The following is a 24071-nucleotide window of genomic DNA, read 5'->3' on the forward strand; positions in this document are numbered from 1 at the left end:
ATGGTCAAGATCACCGATGTGGCGCGGCACGCCGGGGTGTCCCCGAGCACGGTCTCCTACGCCCTCAGTGGCAAGCGGCCGATCTCCGAGGAGACCCGGCAGCGCGTCGAGGAGAGCATCCGCCGGCTCGGGTACCGCCCGCACGCGGGGGCCAGGGCTCTGGCGAGCAGCCGGTCGAACGTCCTGGCGCTGGTCGTCCCGCTGCGGGCGGGCATCCATGTGCCGGTGGTGATGCAGTTCGCGGTGTCGGTGGTGACGGCGGCCCGGCTGCACGACCACGACGTCCTGCTGCTCACCCAGGAGGAGGGCGAGGAGGGGCTGCGCCGGGTCGCGGACACCGCGCTGGTGGACGCGCTGATCGTGATGGACGTCCAGCTCCACGATCCCCGGCTGCCGCTGCTGCGCGCGCTGGAGCGGCCTTCGGTCCTCATCGGCTTCCCGGCCGCGCCCGACGGCCTGACCTGCATCGATCTGGACTTCAAGGCGGCTGGCGAGCTGTGTGTGGACCGGCTCGCGGGGCTCGGGCACCGGGTGGTCGCCCTGGTCGGCTCGCCGCCGGAGGTGTACGTGCGGGGGACGGCGTTCGCGCAGCGGGTGGTGCAGGGCTTCACGGCCGCCGCCGACCGCAACGGCCTGGCCTCCTCCGTCCACCCCTGCGAGGCCACGCCGGCCGCGGCTCGCCGGATCGCCGAACAACTCCTGCGCGAACAGCCCGCGTTGACCGGCGTCGTCGTCCACAACGAGCCGGTCCTGGAGCCGTTGATCGACGCGTTCGAGCAGCTCGGTCTGCGCGTCCCGGCGGATCTGTCCGTCACCGCGATCTGTCCCGACGAGCTCGCCGGGAGTCTGCGTGTCCCGGTCACCTCGATCGCCCTTCCGTCCGCCGAAGTCGGCGCGCGGGCGGTGGACTTGCTGATGAGGAAGCTGAACGGCACGCCCTGTCCCGAGGCGACGCTGCTCACGCCCACGATGACGGAGCGTGGCAGTACGGCTCCCCGGGCGCCGCATCCCTGAGGGGGCCGGCCGAATTCCGGGGAGAACAACACGAAGGCCCCGCTGCCTGAGCAGCGGGGCCTTCGTCACGCTATTGAATTGAAACATGGGATGAGTGGAGATGGCGGGAATCGAACCCGCGTCCAACGGTGCAAAATCAGGGCTTCTCCGTGTGCAGTTCGCTGCGATTTTCTCAGCCCCGGCGATCACGCGAACAAGTCGCCGACGGGCTCAGTCACTGTTTGATTTCCCAGCGAACCCCGTGACCGGGCTCGATGGTTTAGTCCCCTAGATTATGCCAGGGTCCGGGTCGGGAACACTCCCGGGCTGACACCCATTAAGGGTCCTTCACTCACTGCTTATTAGGCAGCGAGGGCGAAGGACTGGGAATCGCTCTTGGAATTGGCGATTATTTTTTGCGACATATGGTTTACGAGATCATTGCCGCTTCCTCGACACGCTTCCCCTGCTTCAACAGCCGCTGTCGAAACCGATCATCCCCATGTTGATTTTTCAAAGCTCGATCCCTCCGGGGAGGAACCCGCGCCCTCTGTGGGGTGCGTTGCCATCGTACGTGACCAACGCACGACGGTGCCAGCCTATTCCGGCGGGGCCGTCCGCGGCGTCACTCGCCGCGCTGTTTCCGCTTGGCCGCGGCGATGGCGCGGTCCGACTCGCGCCGGTCCTGCTTCTCGCGCAGGGTCTGCCGCTTGTCGTACTCCTTCTTGCCCCGGGCGAGCGCGATCTCCGCCTTCGCGCGGCCGTCCTTGAAGTACAGGGCGAGCGGCACGATCGTGTGACCGGTCTCCTGGGTCTTCGCCTCCAGCTTGTCGATCTCCTCGCGGTGCAGGAGGAGCTTGCGCTTGCGGCGCACGGTGTGGTTCGTCCACGTGCCCTGGCTGTACTCCGGGATGTGGGCGTTGTGCAGCCACGCCTCGTTCCCGTCGATCTGGACGAAGCCGTCCGTCAGCGAGGCGCGCCCCTGGCGCAGCGACTTGACCTCGGTGCCGGTCAGGACGAGCCCGGCCTCGTAGGTGTCGACGATCGCGTAGTCGTGCCGCGCCTTCTTGTTCTGGGCGACGATCTTGCGCTTGCCGTCCTTGGCCTTGCCGGAGCCCTGGCCGCCCTGCTTGGGCTGGGACTCCTTCGGTACGTACATTCCCTTGCTCATAGTGCTGGCCATTTTCGCACTACAGGGGGGCTCGGGGGAAAGTCGATTACCGGGTCCGCGTCCGGCGCGTCAGGAGAGGTCCCCGAGACCGCTCAGCACGGTCTCGGCCCGCCGGAGCGACTCCTTGTCCGCCTCCAGGTCGGGGGTGATGCCCCGGCCGTCGACGGAGCGGCCCGAGGGGGTGCGGTAGTGGCCGACGGTCAGCTCGGCGACGGAGCCGTCGGGCAGCCGGCTCGGCATCTGGACGGAGCCCTTGCCGAAGGTCCTGGAGCCCACGACCACCGCGCGCCCCCGGTCCTGGAGTGCCCCGGTGAGGAGCTCGGCCGCGCTCATCGTGCCGCCGTCGACGAGCGCGACCAGGGGTCTGGTGGTGTCGCCCCCGGCGTCCGCGTGCAGGGCCCGCTGGGCGCCGTTCACGTCGTACGTGGCCACGAGACCGCCGTCGAGGAAGACGGAGGCGGTGGCGACGGCCTCGGTGACCAGGCCGCCTGAGTTGCCGCGCAGGTCGAGGACGATCCCGGCCCTGCCCGGCGCCCGCCCGACGGCGGTCCTCACGGCCTCGCCCACGCCCTTGGTGAAGGCGTCGACCTTGATCAGGGCGGCTCCGCCGGGAAGCCTGCTGACGGTGACCGAGTCCGTGGAGAGCCTGGCGCGGCGCAGGGTCCGGCTCCACGACTGCGTGCCGCGCTCCAGGCCCAGGGAGACCTTGGTGCCGGCGGTCGCGTCGTCCGCGTCGCCGCGCAGTAACGAGACGACCTCGGTGACCGGCCGGCCGTCCACCTTCGCGCCGTCGACGGTGCGCAGCCGGTCGCCCTTGCGGATGCCCGCCGCGGCGGCGGGCGAGCCGGCGCTGACGCGGGTGACCTCGATGCGTCCGTCCCGCTCGCGGCGGGCCCACAGGCCGACGCCGGTGTACTGGCCGTCGAGGGCCTCCTCGAACTCCTCGTACTCGCCCTGGGAGTAGACGGCGCCCCAGCGGTCCCCGCTGCGGCTGACGGCCCGTTCGGCGGCCTCCATGGGCGACTTGCCGTCGGCCATCGCCTCGGCGGCGGCCCGGGTGACCTCGTCGTGGTGGCGCGCCGCCGCCGAACCGGGCGTCGCGGCCGGGGTCTTGCGGGCGGGGTCGGAGAACGATCCGGTCGCCGCTCCGGCGACGAGGACACTCGCGAACACCAATGTCAGGGCCGCCCCGCGGCGGATGCGGCGGGGCTCGCAGAACAGGTCACGGCCTGACATGCCGGTGAGTCTAGGACAACGCGAAGGGCCGCACCGCCGGTTGACGGTACGGCCCTTTTGGGATGCGTCACACCTTCAGGTACTTGCGCAAGGCGAAGAACGCGGCCACCGCGGGCATCAGCAGGCTCGTGGCGAGGATGAGCGGGAGCTTGGTCAACACGGCGTCCCAGCCGATGAAGTTGATCAGGTTCAGCTTGTGGGACAGATCCAGACCGTGGTCGATGATGAAGTACCGGGCGATCAGCAGGAATCCGCAGGCGACACCGCCGCCGATCAGTCCGGCCACCGAGGCCTCGGCGATGAACGGCGCCTGGATGTAGAAGCCGGAGGCGCCGACGAGCCGCATGATCCCCGTCTCACGCCGTCGGCTGAACGCCGAGACGCGGACGGTGTTGACGATCAGCATGAGCGCGACGACGAGCATCATCGCCATCACCGCGCGCGCGGCCCAGTTCATGCCGTTCAGGAGCCCGAACAGGTTGTCCAGGATGCCCTTCTGGTCCTGAACGGACTGCACGCCGTCACGGCCGTCGAAGGCGGTCGCGATGACCTGGTACTTCTCCGGGTCCTTCAGCTTGATCCGGTACGACTCCTGCATCTGGTCCGGCGTGAGGGAGCTGGCCAGCGGGGAGTCGCCGAACTGCTCCTTGTAGTGCTTGTACGCCTGGTCCGCGGACTCGTAGGTGACCTTCTGCACGACCGTGGACATCTTGTCCAGGTCGGAGACGATCTGCTTCTTCTGGTCGCTGGTGACCGCGCCCCTGGCGCAGTGCGGGTCGGACTCGGCGTCGCTCTTGTTGCAGAGGAAGATCGAGACGTTGACCTTGTCGTACCAGTAGCCCTTCATGGTGTTCACCTGGTCGCTCATCAGGAGCGATCCGCCGAACAGGGCGAGCGAGAGGGCGACCGAGACGACGACCGCGAAGGTCATGGTCAGGTTGCGGCGGAGACCGACACCGATCTCCGACAGAACGAACTGCGCGCGCATGGCGTCTTCCTCAGACCTTTCCGTGGACGATGATCAGTGCTGGTAGCCGTAGACGCCGCGCGCCTGGTCGCGGACGAGACGGCCCTTCTCCAGCTCGATGACGCGCTTGCGCATCTGGTCCACGATGTTCTGGTCGTGCGTCGCCATCAGGACCGTGGTGCCCGTCCGGTTGATCCGGTCGAGCAGTTTCATGATGCCCACGGAGGTCTGTGGGTCGAGGTTTCCGGTCGGCTCGTCGGCGATGAGGAGCTTGGGCCGGTTCACGAAGGCTCTCGCGATGGCCACACGCTGCTGCTCACCACCGGACAGCTCGCCGGGCATCCGGTCCTCCTTGCCGCCCAGGCCGACGAGGTCGAGCACCTGGGGCACGGACTTGCGGATCTCGCCGCGGGACTTGCCGATGACCTCCTGGGCGAAGGCCACGTTCTCGGCGACCGTCTTGTTGGGCAGGAGGCGGAAGTCCTGGAACACGGTCCCCAGCTGGCGGCGCATCTGCGGCACCTTCCAGTTGGAGAGGCGCGCGAGGTCCTTGCCCAGGACGTGCACCTGGCCTTGGCTGGTCCGCTCCTCGCGGAGGATCAGCCGCAGGAAGGTGGACTTTCCGGAGCCGGAGGACCCCACGAGGAACACGAATTCTCCGCGCTCGACCTCCAGGGAGACATCCCTGAGAGCGGGGCGGGTCTGCTTGGGGTAGACCTTGGAGACATTGTCGAATCGGATCACGGGTGCACCACGGGTCGCCGGGGGTAGGTGTGCGTGACCATACGCGAACCGGGTGTGCGAGCGCAGTCGGCGTACGGGGTTGCGCGCGGCTTGCACGATTTGTCATGGATCTGAGGCGCGATTCACACCCTCTCCGAGGGGCTGACGGCGCTCCGGGCCGGGCAAGAGAAGGGGAGCCGCGCCGAAATCCGCGGAACCTGGCACAGTGGTAGGGGAACGGTTGCGTTCGCCGCAGCGTTAAGAGAGCGACGTGTACGTGAGAGCTGCGTACGCGGAGACGTCGCAAGGAGGGCCGGCGCATGACGTACGACCGACTGGTATGCGCTAACTGCGCGGCACCCGTGAGCGAGGGCCGCTGCCCCGTATGCCGAGCGAACCGGGAGCGGCTCCAGCACGAGAGCCCCTTCGCCGGGCTCAACCCCATGGCGTTGATCGCGCTGCTCGCGGTACTGATCGCGGCGCTGGCACTGGTGGCCCACCAGACGGTGTGAGAGCCGCGGTGACGGCCCGGCGCGGCCCGCCGTCACGTCCGGCCGCAAAGACGCACTAAGGGCCCGGAGCGAGCTGCTCCGGGCCCTTCGCCGTACGGGTGGAGCGTCAGGCGGCGGCACCGCCGCGGCCGCCCGCGAGGCGCGGCAGCAGCCGGAAGCCGATGCCTCCGGCGATCATCGTGGCGGCGCCGACGAGGAGGAACACGGTCTGACCCGCACCCGTCTCGGCCAGCGCGCCGTCCTTGCCCTGGGCCTGGGTGTCCGAGCCGGTGTCGGTGAGGGCCGAGGAGCCCTCCTCCTGGGTGGTGGACCCACCGTTGGGGTCGGCGTCGTTGCCGCCCGTGCCGTTGCCCGCGGGAGCGGTGCTGCTGCCGGAGCTCGGGTCCTCGGTCGGCTCGGTCGGGTTGCCGGTGGGCGTCGTCGCCGTCGGCGCCGGCGAGGTGGGCGTCGTCTCGGTGGGCGCCGGAGAGGTCGGCGTCGTCTCGGTCGGGGCCGGCGAGCTCGGCTCCGTCGTCGTGGGCGCCGGCGACTCCGGGATACCCGTGGCGGTCGCGGTCGGAGTCGGGTCGTCCGCGGTGGTCGCCGTGAGACCGACATTGAGGTCGAGCGCCGATGCGGCACCCGCCGCGGTCAGTGAGGCGCCGGCCGCGATCACCGCGCCGGCGGCTATCCGGGCCGCGAGGATCCGCGTCTTCTTGGTCATCTGCCTGCTACCCCCAGTAGCTGATCGTCAATGGAGCAGCGCCCGGAGCCACGGCGTCACAGGGGGAGTTGGCTCAACCCCCCGGTTCACATGCGCCCCGGAGATACGCATGCCACACGTCACCCTTCCCAGTTTTCAAAGCAGCGTCAAGGTCGTTGCGTACGCGATGTCCGGAACGCCATCGTTTGACCGACGTGAGGACATCTGACTGTGACGGAAAACCCAAACGGCCCGCACAAACAAAGGCAACTGCCGCCCGGTGGGCGGCAGTTGCCTTGTCGACAAAGGGGGTTCGGCGGGGGCGGGGAACGTCCGCCCGTGCCGTCCGTTTCGTGTGTCTACTTCTCCTGCTGCTTGCGCCAGCGAATTCCGGCCTCCAGGAAGCCGTCGATCTCGCCGCCGAACACGGCCTCGGGGTTGCCGACTTCGTGCTCCGTGCGCAGGTCCTTGACCATCTGGTACGGATGCAGGACGTACGAACGCATCTGGTTTCCCCAGGAGTTGCCGCCGTCGCCCTTGAGGGCGTCCATCGCGGCCTGCTCCTCCTGCCGGCGCCGCTCCAGCAGCTTGGCCTGGAGGACGTTCATGGCCGAGGCCTTGTTCTGGATCTGCGAGCGTTCGTTCTGGCAGGAGACGACGATGCCGGTGGGGAGGTGGGTCAGACGCACCGCGGAGTCGGTGGTGTTGACGCCCTGGCCGCCGGGACCCGAGGAGCGGTACACGTCGACGCGCAGCTCGGACTCGTCGATCTCGATGTGGTCGGTCTGCTCGACGACCGGCAGGATCTCGACACCGGCGAAGGACGTCTGGCGGCGCCCCTGGTTGTCGAAGGGGGAGATGCGCACCAGCCGGTGCGTGCCCTGCTCCACGGAGAGCGTGCCGTACGCGTACGGGGAGTGGACGGCGAAGGTGGTGGACTTGATGCCCGCCTCCTCCGCGTACGAGGTCTCGTAGAGCTCCGTCTTGTAGCCGTGGCGCTCGGCCCAGCGCAGGTACATGCGCTGGAGCTTCTCGGCGAAGTCGGAGGCGTCCACGCCGCCGGCCTCGGCACGGATGGTGACGACGGCCTCACGGGAGTCGTACTCGCCGGACAGGAGGGTGCGGACCTCCATCTCGTCCAGCGCCTTCCGGACGGCGACGAGCTCGGCGTCGGCCTCGGCGCGGGTGTCCGGGTCGTCCTCCTCCTCGGCCATCTCGAAGAGCACGCTCAGATCGTCGATACGCCCGCGGAGCGCCTCGGCCTTCCTGACCTCCGCCTGGAGGTGGCTCAGCTTGCTGGTGATCTTCTGCGCCTCGTCCGGGTCGTCCCACAGGGACGGCGCGGCCGCCTGCTCCTCGAGCACGGCGACATCTGCCCTCAGCTTGTCGAGGTCCAGGACGGCCTCGATCGACTCCATGGTCGAGGAGAGGGACTTGAGCTCTTCGGATACATCGACGACTGCCACGCCTCCAGCGTAACGGCTACGGCAACCGGGCCTCGCCTCGTCCCCGCAGGAGCCCCGGCCAGGGGGCGGGAGACCGCGGAAACGTATCTCGCCCCTCCGGCGCCCGAAGGTTTCAGCCCGTCCGGCGATTGAGGACGAGGCCGTCCAGGCCGAAGCGGGGGTCCGGGGGCGGCAGCCCCCAGGTACGGGACGGGCAGGGGCGGAGCGGGCGAGAAGAGGTTTTTCCCGGGCGCCGGCCGGGTTCAGGGGGACGCCGGGGCCGAGTTCTTCGTGTCCTGGGGGGCCGCGCCGCCGTCGTCCGAGGTGGCGAGCCAGGTGCCGACACCCGCCGCGGCCACCAGCACGACGGCCGCCACCCCCAGCGTGATGCGCCGCCTGCGCGCGGAGGCCCGGTGCCGGGCGGACCCGGGACGCGGGGCGCCCGCGGCCCGGGGCGCGCGGGCCGTGCCCCGTGCCCCGCCGGCCAGCTCGTCGGGGGCCGGTACCCGCATGGAGGTGTGCGTGTCACGGTTCGAGTCGGGCGCGGCCCCGGGCACCAGGGGCACCGCACCGCGCCGCTCGCGGGCCGCGGCGGGCGCGGACGGCTCCGCGCTCTCCTCGTACTCCTCGTCCCCTTCGGCGGACTCCGCGTCCGGGGAGTCCACGTCCAGCGGCGGCATCCCGGTCAGCAGCGGCAGCTGCTCGCGCAGGCGCGCGCCCAGCTCGGAGGCGCGCAGCCGGGACGCGGGCGCCTTGGCCAGACACTGCACGATCAGCTGCCACAGCTCGTCCGGGATGCCCGGGAGCGGGACCACGGTCTCGGTGACATGGCGGCGCAGGACCGCCCCGGGGTGTCCGCCGCCGAAGGGCGTGAACCCGGCGAGCAGCTCGTAGAGCACGGTCGCCAGCGCGTAGATGTCCACGGCGGCGCGCGGCGGCAGACCCTCGATGATCTCGGGCGCGAGGTAGTCGGGCGTACCGATGATCTTCGTGACCCGGGTCCTGCGCGGCGAGTCGATGAGCTTGGCCACGCCGAAGTCGGTCAGGAGGGCCGGGTGGGAGCCGCCGGGGCCGAGCGGGCCCTGCATGTCGAGCAGGACGTTCTCGGGCTTCACATCGCGGTGGACGACCCCGGCCGCGTGCGCGGCGGCGAGCCCGTCCGCCACGTCGGCGACGATCGCGACGGCGGCCTCGGGCGCGAGCCTGCGTTCCCGGTCGAGCCGGGTGCGCAGGTCGGTGCCCCGGACGAGGTCCATGACGAGGGCGAGGTCGTTGCCGTCCACCACCAGGTCGCGCACCGCCACCACATGGGGGTGGTCGAGGCCGAGCAGGGCGGTGCGCTCCTGCACGAAGCGCCCGACCAGCTCCTGGTCGGACGCGAGGTCCTCGCGCAGCAGCTTGATGGCGACGGGCCCCTCGGGCCCCTCGCCCAGCCACACCGTGCCGGCGCTCCCCCGCCCCAGGATCTGGTGCGCGGTGTACCTGCTGCCGATCTTGCGTGCCAAGACTGCTCCTACAGACGCGTGTTGCCGCTTAAAGTACGCGCCCGAGGAGGCAACCTTCACGCCCGAGACCGAAATCACCCGTCAGATGTCGACAAGTCCCCAGAGTCGGCGCCCGGGGGCCGGGGTCAGTTGCCCGACGGACTCTTCGAGCCGAGATCCCCGACCCAGTTCTTGACGTTGTCGTACCAGTGGGTCAGCTCGCCCCAGTAGCTCCGGCCGGAGCCGATCCAGTGCTGGAGGGGGCTGAACTCCCAGATCAGCCAGCCGGCCACGAACAGGATGACGATCGTGAACAGGCACCCCTTGAGGCAGCCGAGGCCCGGGATCTTCATCGGGTTGGCGCCGCGCTGCCTGGGCTCGCGCTGCTGGCGGGGGGCGGGCTGCTGGGGCCGCTGCGGCTCGGGCGCGTACCGCTGCGGCTGGGGCTGCTGCTGGGGCGCGGGGGCGTAGCGCTGCTGCTGTTGCTGGTGCTGCGGCGCGTGCTGCTGCTGCTGCGGATAGCCGTATCCGGGCGGCGGCTGCTGGCCGCGCTGCTGCTGGGGCTGCTGCCGCTGCGGGCGCGCGACCTGGCGCTGCGGGCGGTGGCGCAGCGGGTCCTCGTTCGGGTCGAGGTACTGGACCTGCGTCTGTTCGTTGCGGTCACGGGCCGCGCGCAGCTGGTTCTGCCAGGGGTGCGGGTCCTCGCCCTGGCCGCCCGGTCCGCCCGGCTGGTTCTGCGGCACGGGCGGCAGCACGGCGGTCGGGTCGGCCGCGCCCGCGGTGTGCGGCAGCACGCTGGTGGCGCCGTACGGGTCGTAGGAGGCCGCGCCCTGCGGGAGCACCTGGGTGGCGTCGGCCGCGCCGGGGACGTCCGGGACGTAGGCGGGGGCCGGGTCGGGCCCGAGCAGGGCGCCCACACCCTCGGCGGCGGCGATCTGCGCCGGGGACGCGTGCACCCCGACGCCCGCGGCGACGGCACGCAGTGCGCGCGCGAGGTTCTCGGCGCTGGGCCGTTGGTCGGGGTTCTTGCGCAGGCAGCGCTCTATGACGGTCCAGAGCGGGTCGGGGACCGTCGAGGGGCGGCGCGGTTCGGCGCTCAGGTGCTGGTGCAGCACTTCGAGGGCGGACTCGCCCGCGAACGGCGGGCGCCCGGTGACGAGCTCGTAGATCAGGATGCCGGCGCCGTAGATGTCGACGGCGGACGTCTGCGGGCGTCCCTCGGCGGACTCGGGGGCGACGTACGCGGGCGTGCCGACGAATTCGTGGGTCCGGGTGAGTCCGGGCGAGTCGGCGAGCCGCGCGATGCCGAAGTCGGTCAGCATCGGGTGCATCTGGCCCGCTTCCTGCTTGAGCAGGACGTTCGCGGGCTTCAGGTCGCGGTGCACGACGCCGTCGGCGTGGCTGGCCGCGAGCGCGTCGGCGATCTGGGCGGTGAGCAGGGCGGCCGCGACGGGCGAGAACGGGCCGTTCTCGCGCAGGTAGCGGTGCAGGTCGGGGCCGTCGACCAGGTCCATGACGAGGGCGAGGAGATCGCCTTCGACGACGAGGTCGCGCACGCGCACGATGTTCGGGTGGGTCAGGCGCAGCAGCACCGACCGCTCCCGCAGGAAGCGCATCACGATGTCGGCGTCGCTCGCGAGCTCTTCCTTCAGGACCTTGATCGCCACGGTCTCGCCGGGCTGTCCCGCGACGGCCGCCTCGGCGCCCGCGGTCTCCCGCTGGCGGGCTCGCCAGACCGTGCCTGTGGCGCCGCGCCCCAGCGGCTCCTCAAGGAGGTACTTGCTCCCTACCGGCCGCACGTCATGCGCTCCCTGTTGCTTGCTTGCCTGGTCCGTCCACCGTGATCACCGTGGTACAGGAGTTTCCGACCCACTGTAGTGCCGCCCTGCCCTGCACAGGGCTGTCCTCCTGGTGTGCTTTCCCATAGGTCCCGTGCGCACCTGTGGTCCGCATAAGCGCATACGCGGGCGCTCCCGTCCATGTTCGACGTGAAGCCGCTCCCTTGCGTTCGACGGAAAGACGCTCACTTCGGTCGGTTGGTTGCCGGGACCGGGCGTGAGTGATCTCAAGCCGACATCGGGAGGGCACTGGTCAGGAACTTTTACGGGCAGAGCCGACCAATCAAGATCACTTACAGGTGGGGGGCGGGCGTGTTGTCGGTGGCAGGTGCGAGGATGCCTCCAGTTACTGGCCGACGTGCCCGTGTGCGGTGGGGGGATCTGCGGTGGGGGACCGCAGCGCAGCCTCGTCCTCGTCGCGGACACCTGCGCGGAAGGGACCCCTGACGGCGATGCAGATCCGGCTGACCGTCGTAGACCCGCTGGGCCCGTCATCGGAGCCGCGGGGGCGAGCCGCGGCCTGCGATGTGCTGGTCACCGCGCCCGCCGGGACGGCGCTGGCCGCGGTCGCGTCGGGACTGGCCGCGGCGGTCGGGGGAAGCGGGGGTGCCTCCCAGGGCGAGCGGGGCCGTGAGCCCGCCGGGAGCCAGATCGTGCTCTACGCGGGCACGGAGCGGCTCGACGCCCACCGCTGCACGCTGGGCGAGCCGCCACTGACCGACGGCGCCGTGCTGTCCCTGGGCGCTCCCGCCGAGCCCGGTCCCGACCTGGACGACGTCTCGGCCCAGCTCCACGTGGTCGCGGGGCCCGACGCGGGCGGGGTGCATCTGCTGCACGGCGGCCAGATCCGCGTCGGCCGCTCGGCGGACGCCGACGTGCCCCTGGACGACCCGGACGTGTCCCGCCTGCACTGCGCGGTCACCGTCACCCCCGAGGGCCGTGTCTCGGTCGCCGACATCGGGTCCACGAACGGCACGACACTCGACGGCGCCCGCGTCGGCAGCCGCCCCGTCGTCCTGACGGCGGGCGCCCTGCTGCGCGTCGGCGAGTCCGCCCTGCGGCTCGCCCCGCCCGGAGGTCCCGGCGTCGTGGAGACGGCCCCGGACGGCGAGGGCCATGTGCGGGTACGGGCCGGGGCGGACGCACGGGCGCAGGGGCGCCGCGGTCCGGCCACCGCCGGCACCCCGCCCCGGTGGGACACCGCCTCCGCGACCCCGGGCGGCTTCTCCTCGCAGGGCTCACCGGCAGGTCCAGGCGGCCAGGACACCGGCACGCCCGCGTCACGGGGCGCCTCGCAGCCGCGCGGCGCCGTGCCCCACGCGCGCGGGGAGAGCGCCTCCCTCGCCCAGGGCGGCGCCCTGCCGCCCACGGGCGAGACGCATCACGCCTACGGGACCGCCGAGTGGGGAGCCTCCGCGGGGGGCGTCCCCGGCGGACCGGAACACGGACGGGCGGTGCCCCTCGCCGTCCCGGAGCAGGGCGGAGCACCCCGGATCGAGAGCGGACCTCGGGGCTCGACGGCGCAGGGCCGTGGCCCGGGCGCTGCGCGGGGCTCGGCCGCGGAAAGCCGGGACCCGGGAGTTCCACGGGGATCGGCGTCGTGGGACCGGGACTCCGGCGCGCCGGAGTCGGAAACCGGCTCTCCGGGCGGGTCCGCGCGCGAAGCGGGACGTCCGTCCGGGTCCGCGGACCCGGACCGGTGGGACGGGACAGGACCCGCGGACACGGGGAACCACGGCCCCGGCACGGGCGACACCCCCGGAGCCGCCGTTCCCGGTGCGCGCGCGGGCACGCCGACGCGGGGCACGGACCTGCCCGCGGGAGCGCGCAGGCGGGGCGGTATCGGCGCATGGGCCCGGCGTCTGACCGGCGGCCGCGGCGGACCGGACCGGCCCGCACGGGAGACGTACGAAGAGGGTGCCGTCGCCGTCGAGGAGCTCCTCCCCGCCGTGCCGCGCTCGCCCGAGAGCTGGCCCGACCCGGCGACCCTGCTGCTCACCGCGCTGGGCCCGGGTCCGCGGCTGTGGGAGCGGGGTCCCGGTCACCCCGAGGCGCTGACGGTCCGGCTGGGCACGGCCGACCGGGCGGCACCGGACGGCTCGGGCCTGCTGCCCGCGGTGCCGGTGACCGCCGGGCTGCGGGAGGCGGGATCGCTGGGCCTCGCCGGACCGCGGGCACGCCTGTCGGGACTGGCCCGCTCGGTGGTCGCGCAGCTCGCCGCGCTGCACTCCCCCGACACCCTGGAGATCGTCCTCATCAGCACCGACCGGGCCCGGCCGGTGGAGGAGCGCACCGCCGAGTGGTCCTGGCTCGGCTGGCTCCCCCATCTGCGTCCCGCCCACGGCCAGGACTGCCGGCTGCTTCTGGCCTACGACCGTGAGCAGGCGGCGGCCCGCACGGACGAGCTCCTGCGCCGCCTGGAGGACCACCTGGCGGAGGCAACGGGCGCGCCACGCGTTCCCGGCGCCGGGCCCGGGGGCTCCGGTGCCACGGTTCCGGCCGCCCGGTCCGGGACGCACGACAGCGGCGGCGGCCCCGGCGACCACCCCGCCCCGTCCGGCGGTTCGCGGGGCACGGCACGCAGGCCCTCCTGGGCACGCGCCGACGACACGGACGACGGCCACGACGGCCCGTACACGGTGGTGATCGTGGACGGGGACCCCGGGGGCGCCGATGTGCGCGAGGCCCTGACGCGTCTCGCGCACGAGGGCTCGGGGGCCGGGATCCATCTGGTGTGCCTCGCCGAGACCGCGGCCGCCTCCCCCTCGTCACCGGTGACGGAGACCTACGAAGCGGCGTGCCAGGCGTCGCCCGCGTTCCGCGCGTGCGGGGCCGTCGCCCTGCTGAGCGGGGACGTGGCCACCGCGCTGCGGCTGATGCGGGTGGCGCCGGGCGGTGACGGCGGGCACACTCCCGCCTCCGCGCACACCGGCTCCCGGCAGGACGGACCCGACGGCTCCCCGCGCACCCCCTCGCGCTCCGGGCCCCTGCCCGACGGAACCACCCACACCGGCATCCCGCACCCCGCGGCGGAACGCCGGGGCGCTCCCGGGGGCGGCGGTCGCGCCGACGTCCCCGCGCCCCGCACGAACCGCGCCGCCCCCGGGCCGTTCGCCCGGGGTCCCGTGGGCCACGGCACGGTCGCCGCCGTGGACGCCGTGTCCCTCGCCTGGGCCGAGCGGTTCGCCCGGTCGCTCGCGCCATTGCGCACGGACGGTGCGCTCGGCGACCGGCACCCGCGCGTGTCCGCTCCCCTGCCGCAGACGGCGCGGCTGCTCGACGAACTGGGGCTGGCACGGGCCACCCCCGCCTCCCTGATGGCGCGCTGGGCGGACGCGGCGGACGACAGCGAGGCGTTCGGCGGACGGGCGCGGGCGGTGCTCGGCGCCGGCCCGCGCGGACCCGTCGCCGTCGACCTGCCCGTCGAGGGCCCCCATCTGATGATCGAGGGCCCGCCCGGCAGCGGCCGTACGGAACTGCTGCGCTCGGTCGCCGCGTCACTCGCCGCCGCAGAACGGCCCGACCGGCTCGGCATGGTCCTCATGGACGGACGCGACGGAACATCGGCCCACGGCGCCGCGGGCGGAGAGGGCCTCCAGGTCTGCACCGACCTGCCGCACGTCACCACCCACCTGACGGCCAACGACCCGGTCCGGATGCGGGAGTTCGCCCAGTCGCTGAGTGCCGAGCTGAAGCGGCGCTCCGAGCTCCTCGGCCGCCTCGGCTTCGCGGAGTGGCACGCCGGGCGGACGGTCCCCGGACGGATCGTGACCCAGCGCTCGGGCGGCAGCTCGTCGGCCGGGACCTCGTCCCCGGGCGCCTCGGACCTGGACACGCCGTCCAGCTCGACCCTGCGGCTGCGCCCAGCCGCCGCGCGGCAGCAGGCCGAGGCGGGACCCCCGCTGGCCCGGCTGGTCGTGGTCGTCGACGACCTGGACGCCCTGCTGGCACCGCCGTTGGGCTCCCCCGGACGTCCGGCGGCCGGTTCGGTCGTACGGGCTCTGGAGGCCGTCGTCCGGGAAGGCGACCGGCTCGGGGTGCACCTCGTGGCCGCGTGCGGCGCCGACGGCCGTACGGCCGCGTCGGAGCTGGCGCGTTCCGCCGCGCTGCGCGTCACCCTCGACGCTCCGTCCGCCGGACCCGAGGAACCCGCCCCCGGGCGGGGCCGGCTGCGGCGTCCCGACGGCCGGGAGACCGCGTTCCAGGGCGGACGGGTCACGGGCCGCATTCCCAGGACGGCGACCCTGCGCCCCACGGTCGTCCCCCTGGAGTGGCACCGCATGGGCGACCCGCCGGCCCGCCGCCCGGTCCGCGAGCTGGGCAACGGACCGACCGACCTGGCCCTGCTCGCCAGCGCCCTGGAGCGGGCCGCGCGTTCCGTCTCCGCGGCCGAGATGCCCTCGCTGCTGTAGTCCCACGCCCCGGAACATCGCCGCCGCGCCCTGCCGTGCCCGCGCCACGGGGGCCGGCGGCGCGCGCCCCCGCCGAGGCGCTCCACCGGCATGACCCGACGTCACGACCCCATCACGATCGCGTACTTGACGGCCCCGGCGGTCTTGCCGCCCTCGAACGAGCAGGCGTAGACCGGAGTGATCCGGGCAGCAGCCGCTTTGACGTTCGACGATGAACGAAGAACGGGGCAGTGATGCGCAGCATTCCTCAGATACGCAGGTCGCCCGATCACTCCACCCGCCGCTCGCGCGGAGCCGCGCGGGCCGCGGCGGCCGCCTTCGTCGCGGGTGCCCTCACGCTCACGGCGTGCGGTGGCGGCGGCAAGGACAAGGGAAGCGACGAGGGCAAGGGCACGCCGAGCGGCGGCAGCGGCTCCGTGACCCTGCCCAAGCTCGACGGCGCCACCCTGGAGGTCGCCGCCGTGTGGACCGGGGCGGAACAGGCCAACTTCAAGAAGGTGCTGGCGGAGTTCGAGAAGCGCACGGGCGCGAAGGTCACCTTCGTACCGGCGCAGGACCCGATCATCAACTTCCTCGGCTCGAAGATCGCGGGCGGTGCGCCCCCGGACGTGGCGCTGCTCCCCCAGGTCGGCGCGGTGAAGCAGGCCGTCGACAAGGGCTGGGCCAAACCCGTCGGCCCGGACGCGCAGGCGCAGTTGACGAAGAACTACGCGCAGGGCTGGCAGGACCTGGGCAAGGTCGGCGGCAAGCAGTACGCCGTGTACTACAAGGCCGCCAACAAGTCCCTGGTCTGGTACAACGCCAAGGTCTTCGAGAACGCGGGGGCCAAGGAGCCGGGGACCTGGAAGGAGTTCCTGGCCACCGCACACACGATCTACGACTCCGGTGTCACCCCCGTCTCGGTCGGCGGTGCCGACGGATGGACGCTCACCGACTGGTTCGAGAACGTCTACCTCTCCCAGGCGGGCCCCGACAAATACGACCAGCTCGCCCAGCACAAGATCAAGTGGACGGATCCGTCCGTGAAGGACGCCCTGACCACGCTGGCCCAGCTGTGGGGCGACAAGAACCTGATCGCGGGCGGCCCCGACGGCGCGCTCCAGACGGAGTTCCCTGCCTCGGTCACGCAGACGTTCACCGGCGGCGACCAGCCGAAGGCGGGCATGGTCTTCGAGGGCGACTTCGTCGGCGTCAACATCGCGGAGACGAAGGCGAGGATCGGGACGGACGCGAAGGTGTTCCCGTTCCCGGCGGTCGGCGACAAGGCTCCGGTGGTCAGCGGCGGTGACGCGGCCGTCGTGCTGAAGGACTCCAAGGCGGCCCAGGCGCTGCTGACCTTCCTCGCCTCACCCGACGCGGCGACCATCCAGGCCAAGCTCGGCGGCTATCTGTCCCCGAACAAGAGCGTGGCCGACTCCGCCTATCCGAACGCCGTCCAGCGGGCCATGGCCAAGGCGCTGATCGCGGCGGGCGACGACTTCCGCTTCGACATGTCCGACCAGGCTCCGCAGGCCTTCGGCGGAACGCCGGGCAAGGGCGAGTGGAAGGACCTCCAGGACTTCCTGAAGAACCCGAAGGACGTGGCGGGGGCGCAGGCGAAGCTCGAATCGGACGCCGCAGCGGCCTACAAGGGCTGATCCGGCCATGACGTCGGCGACGGCCGGGGGCACCGCACCGGTGCCCCCGGCCCGTACACGCAAGAGCGTGACCGGGACCCGCAGGACGGTGGTGGCGCTCTTCCTGCTCCCCACCCTGGTACTGCTCGGCGCGCTCGTGGTCTACCCGATCGGGTACTCGCTCGTCCGCAGCTTCTACGACCAACAAGGCGACGGATTCGCCGGGTTCGACAACTACAAGGCCCTCTTCACCGACGACGGCATCCGCACCGCGCTCAAGAACAACATCATCTGGGTGGTGTTCGCCCCGACGGTCGCGACCGCGCTGGGGCTGATCTTCGCGGTGCTCACCGAACGGGTGCGCTGGGGAACGGCGTTCAAGCTCGTCGTCTTCATGCCGATGGCGATCTCGATGCTCGCCGCCGGCATCATCTTCCGGCTGGTGTACGACCAGGACCCGGCCAAGGGCGTCGCGAACGCGGTGTGGGTGGGGGTGCACGACACCTTCGCCCCGTCGTCGGCGTTCCCCAACGCCCACCCGGGCGGGCGGTCGCCGCTGGAGGCCGAGCGGGGCGGTTTCATCACCCGCGACGCCGTGCACACCGGGCAGTCCGTCGCCCTGCCGCTGGTCGGCGTCGCGCCGGACCGGATGCCGCACGGCGCGAAGAAGGCGGTGCGCGCGGCCACGGATCCCGGCAGGGTCACCGGCACGGCCTGGCAGGACTTCACGCGCGGGAAGGGCGTCGGCAGGCTCGGCCGGGTCGACCCGAGCGAGCTGGGCTACTCCGGGATGAGGATCGAGGCGGTCAAGGGCGGCGAGGTCGTCGGCTCGGCGACGGTGGCCGCCGACGGCACGTTCTCGCTCCCGGCCACGGCCGACGGAGCGCGGCTGCGGCTCCCGGCGAGCAACTTCAAGGAGCCGTACAACGGGGTCGACTGGCTGGGCCCGTCCCTGGTCACCCCGGCCATCATCGGCAGTTACGTCTGGATGTGGGCGGGCTTCGCGATGGTGCTGATCGCGGCGGGCCTCGCGGGCGTGCCGCGTGAACTCCTGGAGGCCGCCCGGGTCGACGGGGCCAACGAGTGGCAGGTGTTCCGCAGGGTCACCGTGCCGCTGCTGGCGCCGGTGCTCGCGGTGGTCGCCGTGACCTTGATGATCAATGTGCTGAAGGTCTTCGACCTGGTGTTCATCATCGCGCCGGGCTCCTCCCAGGACGACGCGAACGTGCTCGCCCTGGAGCTGTACCGCAAGGGCTTCTCCGAGGGCCGGCCGGGCGTGGCGAGCGCCATCGCGGTGTTCCTGCTGCTGCTGGTGATCCCGGTGATGCTCTTCAATGTGCGCCGGCTCAGGCGGGAGGTGCGGCGATGACCACGCATGCCGGACAGCCGGCGAAGACCCCGCCCGCCACGGCCGTGAACAGGGCGCGGCCCTCACTCGGCGCACGGATCTCGGGCGCGCTCGGCGGCACCGCCGTACGCGTCTTCCTGGTGCTCGTCGGCCTGTTCTGGCTGGTGCCGACGATCGGGCTGCTGCTCTCCTCGCTGCGCAGCCCCGAGGACATGGGCGGCAGCGGCTGGTGGAAGGTGTTCACGGCGCCCTCGCAGCTCACCCTCGACAACTACCAGAGGCTCCTGGAGAACAGCGACATCACCAACTCGCTGCTCAACACGGTGCTGATCACGGTCCCGGCGACGCTGCTGGTCGTGGTGATCGGCTCGCTCGCGGGCTACGCCTTCGCCTGGATGGAGTTCCCCGGCCGCGACTGGTGGTTCCTCGGCGTCGTGGGCCTGCTGGTCGTCCCCGTGCAGGTCGCCCTCATCCCGATCGCCGAACTCTTCGGGAAGATCGGCGTCTTCGGGTCGGTGACCGGTGTGGTCCTCTTCCACGTCGGATACGGCCTGCCGTTCGCGGTGTTCCTGCTGCGGAACTTCTTCGCCGAGATCCCGAGGGAGCTGCTGGAGGCGGCCCGGCTGGACGGCGCGGGTGAACTCCGCCTGTTCGCACGGGTGGTGATGCCGCTCGGCGGACCGGCGATCGCCTCACTGGGGATCTTCCAGTTCCTGTGGGTGTGGAACGACATGCTGGTCGCGCTGGTGTTCTCCGACTCGGGAAGCCAGCCCATCACGGTCGCGCTCCAGACGCAGGTACGCCAGTTCGGCAACAACATCGACGTGCTGGCCCCGGGTGCCTTCATCTCGATGGTCGTCCCGCTGGCCGTGTTCTTCGCGTTCCAGCGGCAGTTCGTGTCCGGCGTGATGGCGGGCGCGGTCAAATAGGCGCGTGACGGGCACACATGAGGGGCGGGCCGGACACCGGCCCGCCCCTGGCCGTTCACCCGGCATCCCCCGTACGCCACATCTGGCGTAACCAAGTCACCCCTTCGGCCGTTTTCGGGCAGGTATGCCCGCGCCGACCCATGGATGTCCCGTGCCCAGGTTCAGTGTCATCGTCCCCGCGTACAAGGTTCAGGCGTACCTGCACGAGTGCCTCGAATCCGTGCTCGGACAGTCCTTCTTGGACCTCGAACTCATCGCGGTCGACGACTGTTCACCGGACGCCTGCGGGACGATCATCGACGAGTTCGCGGCCCGCGACGCCCGCGTCAGGGCCGTGCACCTGCCCGAGAACGTGGGGCTCGGACGGGCCCGCAACGCCGGTCTGGAGCGGGCCACCGGGGACTACCTGGTCTTCCTGGACAGCGACGACACCCTGACCCCCGGCGCGCTCGGGGCCGTCGCCGACCGGATCAGGGAGACGGACGACCCGGACGTCCTGGTCTACGACTACGCGCGCACGTTCTGGTCCGGCGAGGTCGTGCGCAACAAGGTCTCGGCGCAGCTGGCCGAGGACGGTCCCGCGCCCTTCCGGCTGGAGGAGCGGCCCGGACTGCTGCGGCTGCTGATGGTGGTCTGGAACAAGGCCTACCGCCGGGAGTTCGTCGAGCGCGCGGGCCTGCGGTTCCCGCCCGGCTACTACGAGGACACGCCCTGGACGTATCCGGCGCTGATGTCCGCCGGGACGATCGCGACCCTCGACCGCGTCTGTGTGCACTACCGCCAGCGGCGCCACGGCAGCATCCTCGGCACCAGCAGCCGCAAGCACTTCGACGTCTTCGAGCAGTACGACCGTGTCTTCGCGCATGTCGCCGCGCACCCCGAGCTGGACCGGTGGCGTCCGGTGCTGTTCCGGCGCATGGTCGACCACTTCGCCACGGTGTTCGTGAAGCGGGGCCGGCTCCCGCGCGCGTCCCGGGCCGAGTTCCTGCGCAAGGCCCGTACGCACTGCCGCCGTTACCGCGTCCCGGGCGCCCCCGCCGCGCCGCGCACCCGGCTGCGGCACGCCCTGGTCGGCCTCGGCGCGCACCGCACGTACCGTCTGCTCTCCTTCCTGTCGCGGATCCGCAAGAGAGCCGTGCGGATCACCGCCGGGCTGCGGCGCGCGGTGCGCGGGGCGGCCCTCCAGTTCCACTACCGCGTCCAGCTGCGGCTCCCGCTGCGCGCCGACCGTGCCGTCTTCTCCAGCTACTGGGGCCGGGGTCACGGCTGCAACCCGGGGGCCCTGGAGTCCGCGTTCCGCAGCTTCGCGCCGCACATCCGCACGGCGTGGATCGCGCACCCCGAGCACCAGCACACGATCCCGGCCCCGGCCCGGCCGCTGTCTCCCGGCACGGCGGGGTACTGGACGGCGCTCGCCCGCTCCAAGTACCTGGTGAACAACGTCAACTTCGACCGGCGGCTGGTCAAACGGCCCGGTCAGATCATGATCCAGACGCAGCACGGGACACCGCTCAAGCGGATGGGGCTGGACCTCCAGGACCGCCCGGCGGCCGCGCGCGGCACCGACTTCGCCGAGCTGCTGCGCGGTGCCGACAAGTGGGACTACTGCCTGTCGGGCAACCGCCACTCCACGCTGGTCTGGGAGCGGGTCTTCCCCTCCTCGTACACGACGCTGGAGTACGGCCTGCCCCGCAACGACGTGTTCCAGCACGCGACTTCGGCGGACGTGGACCGGCTGCGCGAATCGCTGGGCATCCCGGCGGGCACGGTCGCCGTGCTGTACGCGCCGACGTTCCGGGACTACCGGGCCGGCCGGCCGGCCGGCCCGGACCTGGAGCGGGTGCTGCGCCGGCTGGGTCCGCGCTTCGTCGTACTGGCCCGCGCCCATCACGCCGAGGGGGCGTTCGCGGAGACGGCGGGCGGCCGGGTCATCGACGTGTCGGGGCATCCGAGCGTCGAGTCGCTGTGTCTGGCCTCGGACGCGCTGGTCACCGACTACTCGTCGCTGATGTTCGACTACGCGGTCCTCGACCGGCCGATCGTCGTCCTCGCGGAGGACTGGGAGGCGTACGAGGCGGCCCGCGGCACGTACTTCGACCTGCGCGCCTTCCCGCCGGGCGCCGTGGCGCGCGGCGAGGACGAGCTGGTCGACGTCTTCGCGACCGGGCTCTGGCGCGACGCCCGCGCCGAGCGGCTGCGGGCCGCGTTCCGTGAGCGGTTCTGCCCCTACGACGACGGGCGCGCCGCCGAACGGGTCGTACGGCACGTCGTGCTCGGCGAGAGCGCGGGACTGCCGCCGTTCGTGCCGTTCGCCGAGCGGCGCCCGGTCCCCTCGGCGGAGGCGGCCCTCGCGCGGGGGCCCGGCCCGGAGCGGCCGCTCGGGAGCGTTCCGGCCCCCGGCGCCGCCGTCCCCCTGTCCGAGACCCTCTGAACCGGAGTCCGCGTGCCCTCCAGTCCCTCGCGGCCCACGCCCACCCGGCCCTCCACCTGGCGGCCGACCGGGCGCCCCGGGCGATGAATCCCCCGTACGGCGCTCCATGAGAGAAAGAGCAGAATGCCCCGCTTCAGTGTCATCGTGCCCACCTTCGAAGTCGCCGGGCACCTGGCCCGCGCGCTGGACTCGGTGCTCACCCAGTCCTTCGGCGACTTCGAACTGATCCCGGTCTGCGACGGGCCGGACTCCCCGGCCGCGCCGCTCACCGCCGCGTACGCGGACCGGGACCCCCGGGTGGTCCCGGTCCATTCGCCGCCGTCGGGCGGACTGAGCGCGGCGCGCAACGCCGGGATCGCGGCGGCGAGCGGCGCGTATCTGCTCTTCCTAGACGGCGACGACGATCTGGTGCCGGGCGCGCTGGCGGCCCTGGACGCGGGGCTCCCGGACGACGCGGACGTCCTCTACTTCGGGCATCAGCGGGTGCACTGGTGGGAGGGGGAGCCGAGCACGCCCCCGCTCGACAAGGCCCCCGAGGTGCTGGGCGTGCACGTGCCGGCGTGGACTGCCGTGTACCGCCGCGACTTCCTCGCCGAGCACGAACTCACCTTTCCCGACGGGCACTTCACGGACACGGGCTGGGGCGGCCTGGTGACGGTGACGGCCGAGCGGTCCGCGGTGCTGCGCACGGTGTGCGTACGGCACCGGCTGCGCCGCCAGGGCAGCAGGCTCAACGCGCCGGGCGAGCACCACTTCGAGCTCCTCGACCAGATCGAACGGGTCCTGGTGCGGGCCTCGGGGCGGACCCTGCCCGCGGCCCGGTCGAAGGCGCTGTTCGGCCAGCTCTTCTCCCAGGTCCTGAAGACGGCCGCGCACCCGGACCGGGTGCCCGCGGGCCGCCGCCGGGCCTTCTTCCGCCGGGCGGGCAAGCTCTACCGCCGGCACCGTCCGGCCGGATTCCGGGCTCCGGCGGGCAGCCTCGGGGTGCAGCACCGGCTGCTGGCGGCGGGCGCGTACAGCGCGTTCCGCGCGCTGCGCGGCACGAACCGGGCCGTCTCCGGTGTACTGCGGCGGGTGCCGCGCGGAAGGGCCCTGCGCCTCCGCGCGTTCTACGCCCTCCAGCTGCGCCGCCCCCTCGACGAGAACCTCGCCGTGTACTGCGCCTACTGGGGCCGGGGTTACGCCTGCAACCCGGCGGCGGTGCACGCCAAGGCCCGCGAACTCGCGCCGCACATCCGCTCGGTGTTCCTGGTCGAGCCGGAGGCCGTGGACGCGCTGCCCAAGGAAGTCGAGCACGCCGTGATCGGCAGCCGGCGCGCCTGGGAGGTGCTGGCCCGCGCCAAGTACCTGGTCAACAACGCCAACTTCGCGGACGGGGTGGTCAAACGCCCCGGCAGCGTGCACCTCCAGACCCAGCACGGGACACCGCTGAAGAGGATGGGCGTCGACCAGTCGACGTTCCCGGTGGTGGCCGCGGCGACCGGCAGCTTCACCAAGCTGCTGGCCCGGGTGGACCGCTGGGACTACAACCTGTCCTCCAACCGGCACTCCACCCAGATGTGGGAGCGTGCCTTCCCCGGCGGCTACGAGGCCCTGGAGTACGGCTATCCGCGCAACGACGTCTACTGCACGGCGACCGCCGAGGACGTGGCCCGGATCCGCGAGCGGCTCGGGGTGCCCGAGGGCAGGACGGCGCTGCTGTACGCGCCCACGCACCGCGACTACAGCACCGGTTTCGAGTCCCGGCTCGATCTGGAGGCCTTCTGCGAGGAGATCGGCGAGCAGTTCGTCGTGCTGCTGCGCGCCCACTACTTCTACGACGAGGGCCGCGGGCACGGCAGCGGACGGATCATCGACGTGACCGGGCACCGCTCCTCCGAGGACGTGTGCCTGGCCGCCGACGCGCTGATCACGGACTACTCGTCGATCATGTTCGACTACGCCAACCTGGACCGCCCGGTCGTCGTGTACGCCGACGACTGGGAGATCTACCGCGAGACCCGGGGCGTCTACTTCGACGTGACGCGGGAGCCGCCGGGCCGGGTGGCGCGCACCCCGCAGGAGCTGGCCGCGCTGTTCACCGACGGTTCCTACGCGGACCCGGCCGCCGCCGCGCTGCGGGCCCGGTTCCGTGAGCGGTTCTGCGAGTTCGACGACGGCAGAGCGGCCGAGCGGGTCGTGCGCAGAGTGCTGCTGGGCGAGTCCCCCGAGACGCTACCGCCCGTCCTGCCGCTCGCCGACCGCGTCCCGGCTCCCGCCGCGTCCACCCTCGTAAGGAGCTGAC

General features: G+C 72.3%; 16 protein-coding genes and 1 other RNA gene. 8 read left to right on the forward strand and 9 right to left on the reverse strand.

What is annotated here, in order from left to right; translation table 11 throughout:
- Positions 1–1014: a LacI family DNA-binding transcriptional regulator gene (locus WJM95_RS12315; protein WP_339135505.1), complete on the forward strand. Its 1014-nt coding sequence runs from the start codon at positions 1–3 to the stop codon at positions 1012–1014.
- A 92-nt stretch (positions 1015–1106) separates the two neighbouring features.
- Here WJM95_RS12315 and ssrA read toward each other — a convergent pair.
- The 5 genes from ssrA to ftsE all read right to left on the reverse strand — a co-directional run bounded on the left by ssrA (position 1107) and on the right by ftsE (position 5111).
- Positions 1107–1495, reverse strand: a transfer-messenger RNA (tmRNA) gene (gene ssrA, locus WJM95_RS12320).
- A 123-nt stretch (positions 1496–1618) separates the two neighbouring features.
- Complete coding sequence (gene smpB, locus WJM95_RS12325; protein WP_339129642.1) at positions 1619–2164, reverse strand: SsrA-binding protein SmpB; 546 nt, start codon at positions 2162–2164, stop codon at positions 1619–1621.
- 69 nt (positions 2165–2233) lie between these two features.
- Positions 2234–3400 (reverse strand): S41 family peptidase, encoded by a 1167-nt coding sequence (locus WJM95_RS12330; protein WP_339129643.1) that lies wholly within the window; start codon positions 3398–3400, stop codon positions 2234–2236.
- Between the two features lie 67 nt (positions 3401–3467).
- Entirely contained in the window at positions 3468–4388 is a 921-nt protein-coding gene (gene ftsX, locus WJM95_RS12335; protein WP_339129645.1) for a permease-like cell division protein FtsX, read from the reverse strand.
- 33 nt (positions 4389–4421) lie between these two features.
- Positions 4422–5111, reverse strand: coding sequence for a cell division ATP-binding protein FtsE (gene ftsE / locus WJM95_RS12340; RefSeq protein WP_037619290.1), 690 nt, complete (start codon positions 5109–5111; stop codon positions 4422–4424).
- A 299-nt stretch (positions 5112–5410) separates the two neighbouring features.
- Between ftsE and WJM95_RS12345 the strand changes: the two genes are divergently transcribed.
- Positions 5411–5602: a hypothetical protein gene (locus tag WJM95_RS12345; RefSeq protein ID WP_339129646.1), complete on the forward strand. Its 192-nt coding sequence runs from the start codon at positions 5411–5413 to the stop codon at positions 5600–5602.
- A 106-nt stretch (positions 5603–5708) separates the two neighbouring features.
- Here WJM95_RS12345 and WJM95_RS12350 read toward each other — a convergent pair whose 3' ends face one another.
- From WJM95_RS12350 to WJM95_RS12365, 4 genes are all read right to left on the reverse strand, one after another.
- Positions 5709–6305: a hypothetical protein gene (locus WJM95_RS12350; protein WP_339129647.1), complete on the reverse strand. Its 597-nt coding sequence runs from the start codon at positions 6303–6305 to the stop codon at positions 5709–5711.
- Between the two features lie 338 nt (positions 6306–6643).
- Positions 6644–7750 carry a peptide chain release factor 2 gene (prfB, locus tag WJM95_RS12355; protein WP_339129648.1) on the reverse strand — a complete coding sequence of 369 codons (1107 nt, stop codon included), beginning with the start codon at positions 7748–7750 and terminating at the stop codon, positions 6644–6646.
- Between the two features lie 242 nt (positions 7751–7992).
- The gene (locus WJM95_RS12360) at positions 7993–9234 is read right to left on the reverse strand and encodes a serine/threonine-protein kinase (RefSeq protein WP_339129649.1); all 1242 of its coding nucleotides are present in this window, start codon (positions 9232–9234) and stop codon (positions 7993–7995) included.
- Positions 9235–9359: 125 nt separating this feature from the next.
- Positions 9360–11012 (reverse strand): serine/threonine-protein kinase, encoded by a 1653-nt coding sequence (locus tag WJM95_RS12365; protein WP_339129651.1) that lies wholly within the window; start codon positions 11010–11012, stop codon positions 9360–9362.
- A gap of 491 nt (positions 11013–11503) precedes the next feature.
- On the opposite strand from WJM95_RS12365, the gene WJM95_RS12370 reads away from it, so the two are divergent.
- The 6 genes from WJM95_RS12370 to WJM95_RS12395 all read left to right on the forward strand — a co-directional run bounded on the left by WJM95_RS12370 (position 11504) and on the right by WJM95_RS12395 (position 24070).
- A complete protein-coding gene (locus WJM95_RS12370) occupies positions 11504–15463 on the forward strand; it encodes an FHA domain-containing protein (protein ID WP_339129652.1) in 3960 nt (1319 codons plus the stop codon).
- 233 nt (positions 15464–15696) lie between these two features.
- Positions 15697–17100, forward strand: a complete 1404-nt coding sequence (locus WJM95_RS12375; protein ID WP_339129653.1) for an ABC transporter substrate-binding protein — start codon at positions 15697–15699, stop codon at positions 17098–17100.
- A 7-nt stretch (positions 17101–17107) separates the two neighbouring features.
- Positions 17108–18448, forward strand: coding sequence for a sugar ABC transporter permease (locus tag WJM95_RS12380; RefSeq protein WP_339129655.1), 1341 nt, complete (start codon positions 17108–17110; stop codon positions 18446–18448).
- On the forward strand, positions 18445–19356 hold the full coding sequence (locus tag WJM95_RS12385) for a carbohydrate ABC transporter permease (RefSeq protein ID WP_339129656.1): 912 nt from the start codon (positions 18445–18447) through the stop codon (positions 19354–19356). Before WJM95_RS12380 ends, WJM95_RS12385 begins: the two co-directional genes overlap by 4 nt.
- Positions 19357–19507: 151 nt before the next feature.
- A complete protein-coding gene (locus tag WJM95_RS12390) occupies positions 19508–21787 on the forward strand; it encodes a bifunctional glycosyltransferase family 2 protein/CDP-glycerol:glycerophosphate glycerophosphotransferase (RefSeq protein WP_339129658.1) in 2280 nt (759 codons plus the stop codon).
- Between the two features lie 123 nt (positions 21788–21910).
- Entirely contained in the window at positions 21911–24070 is a 2160-nt protein-coding gene (locus WJM95_RS12395; RefSeq protein ID WP_339129659.1) for a CDP-glycerol glycerophosphotransferase family protein, read from the forward strand.
- The last annotated feature ends 1 nt before the right edge of the window (position 24071 follow it).

The organism is Streptomyces sp. f51, assembly GCF_037940415.1.
Taxonomy (GTDB): Bacteria; Actinomycetota; Actinomycetes; order Streptomycetales; family Streptomycetaceae; genus Streptomyces.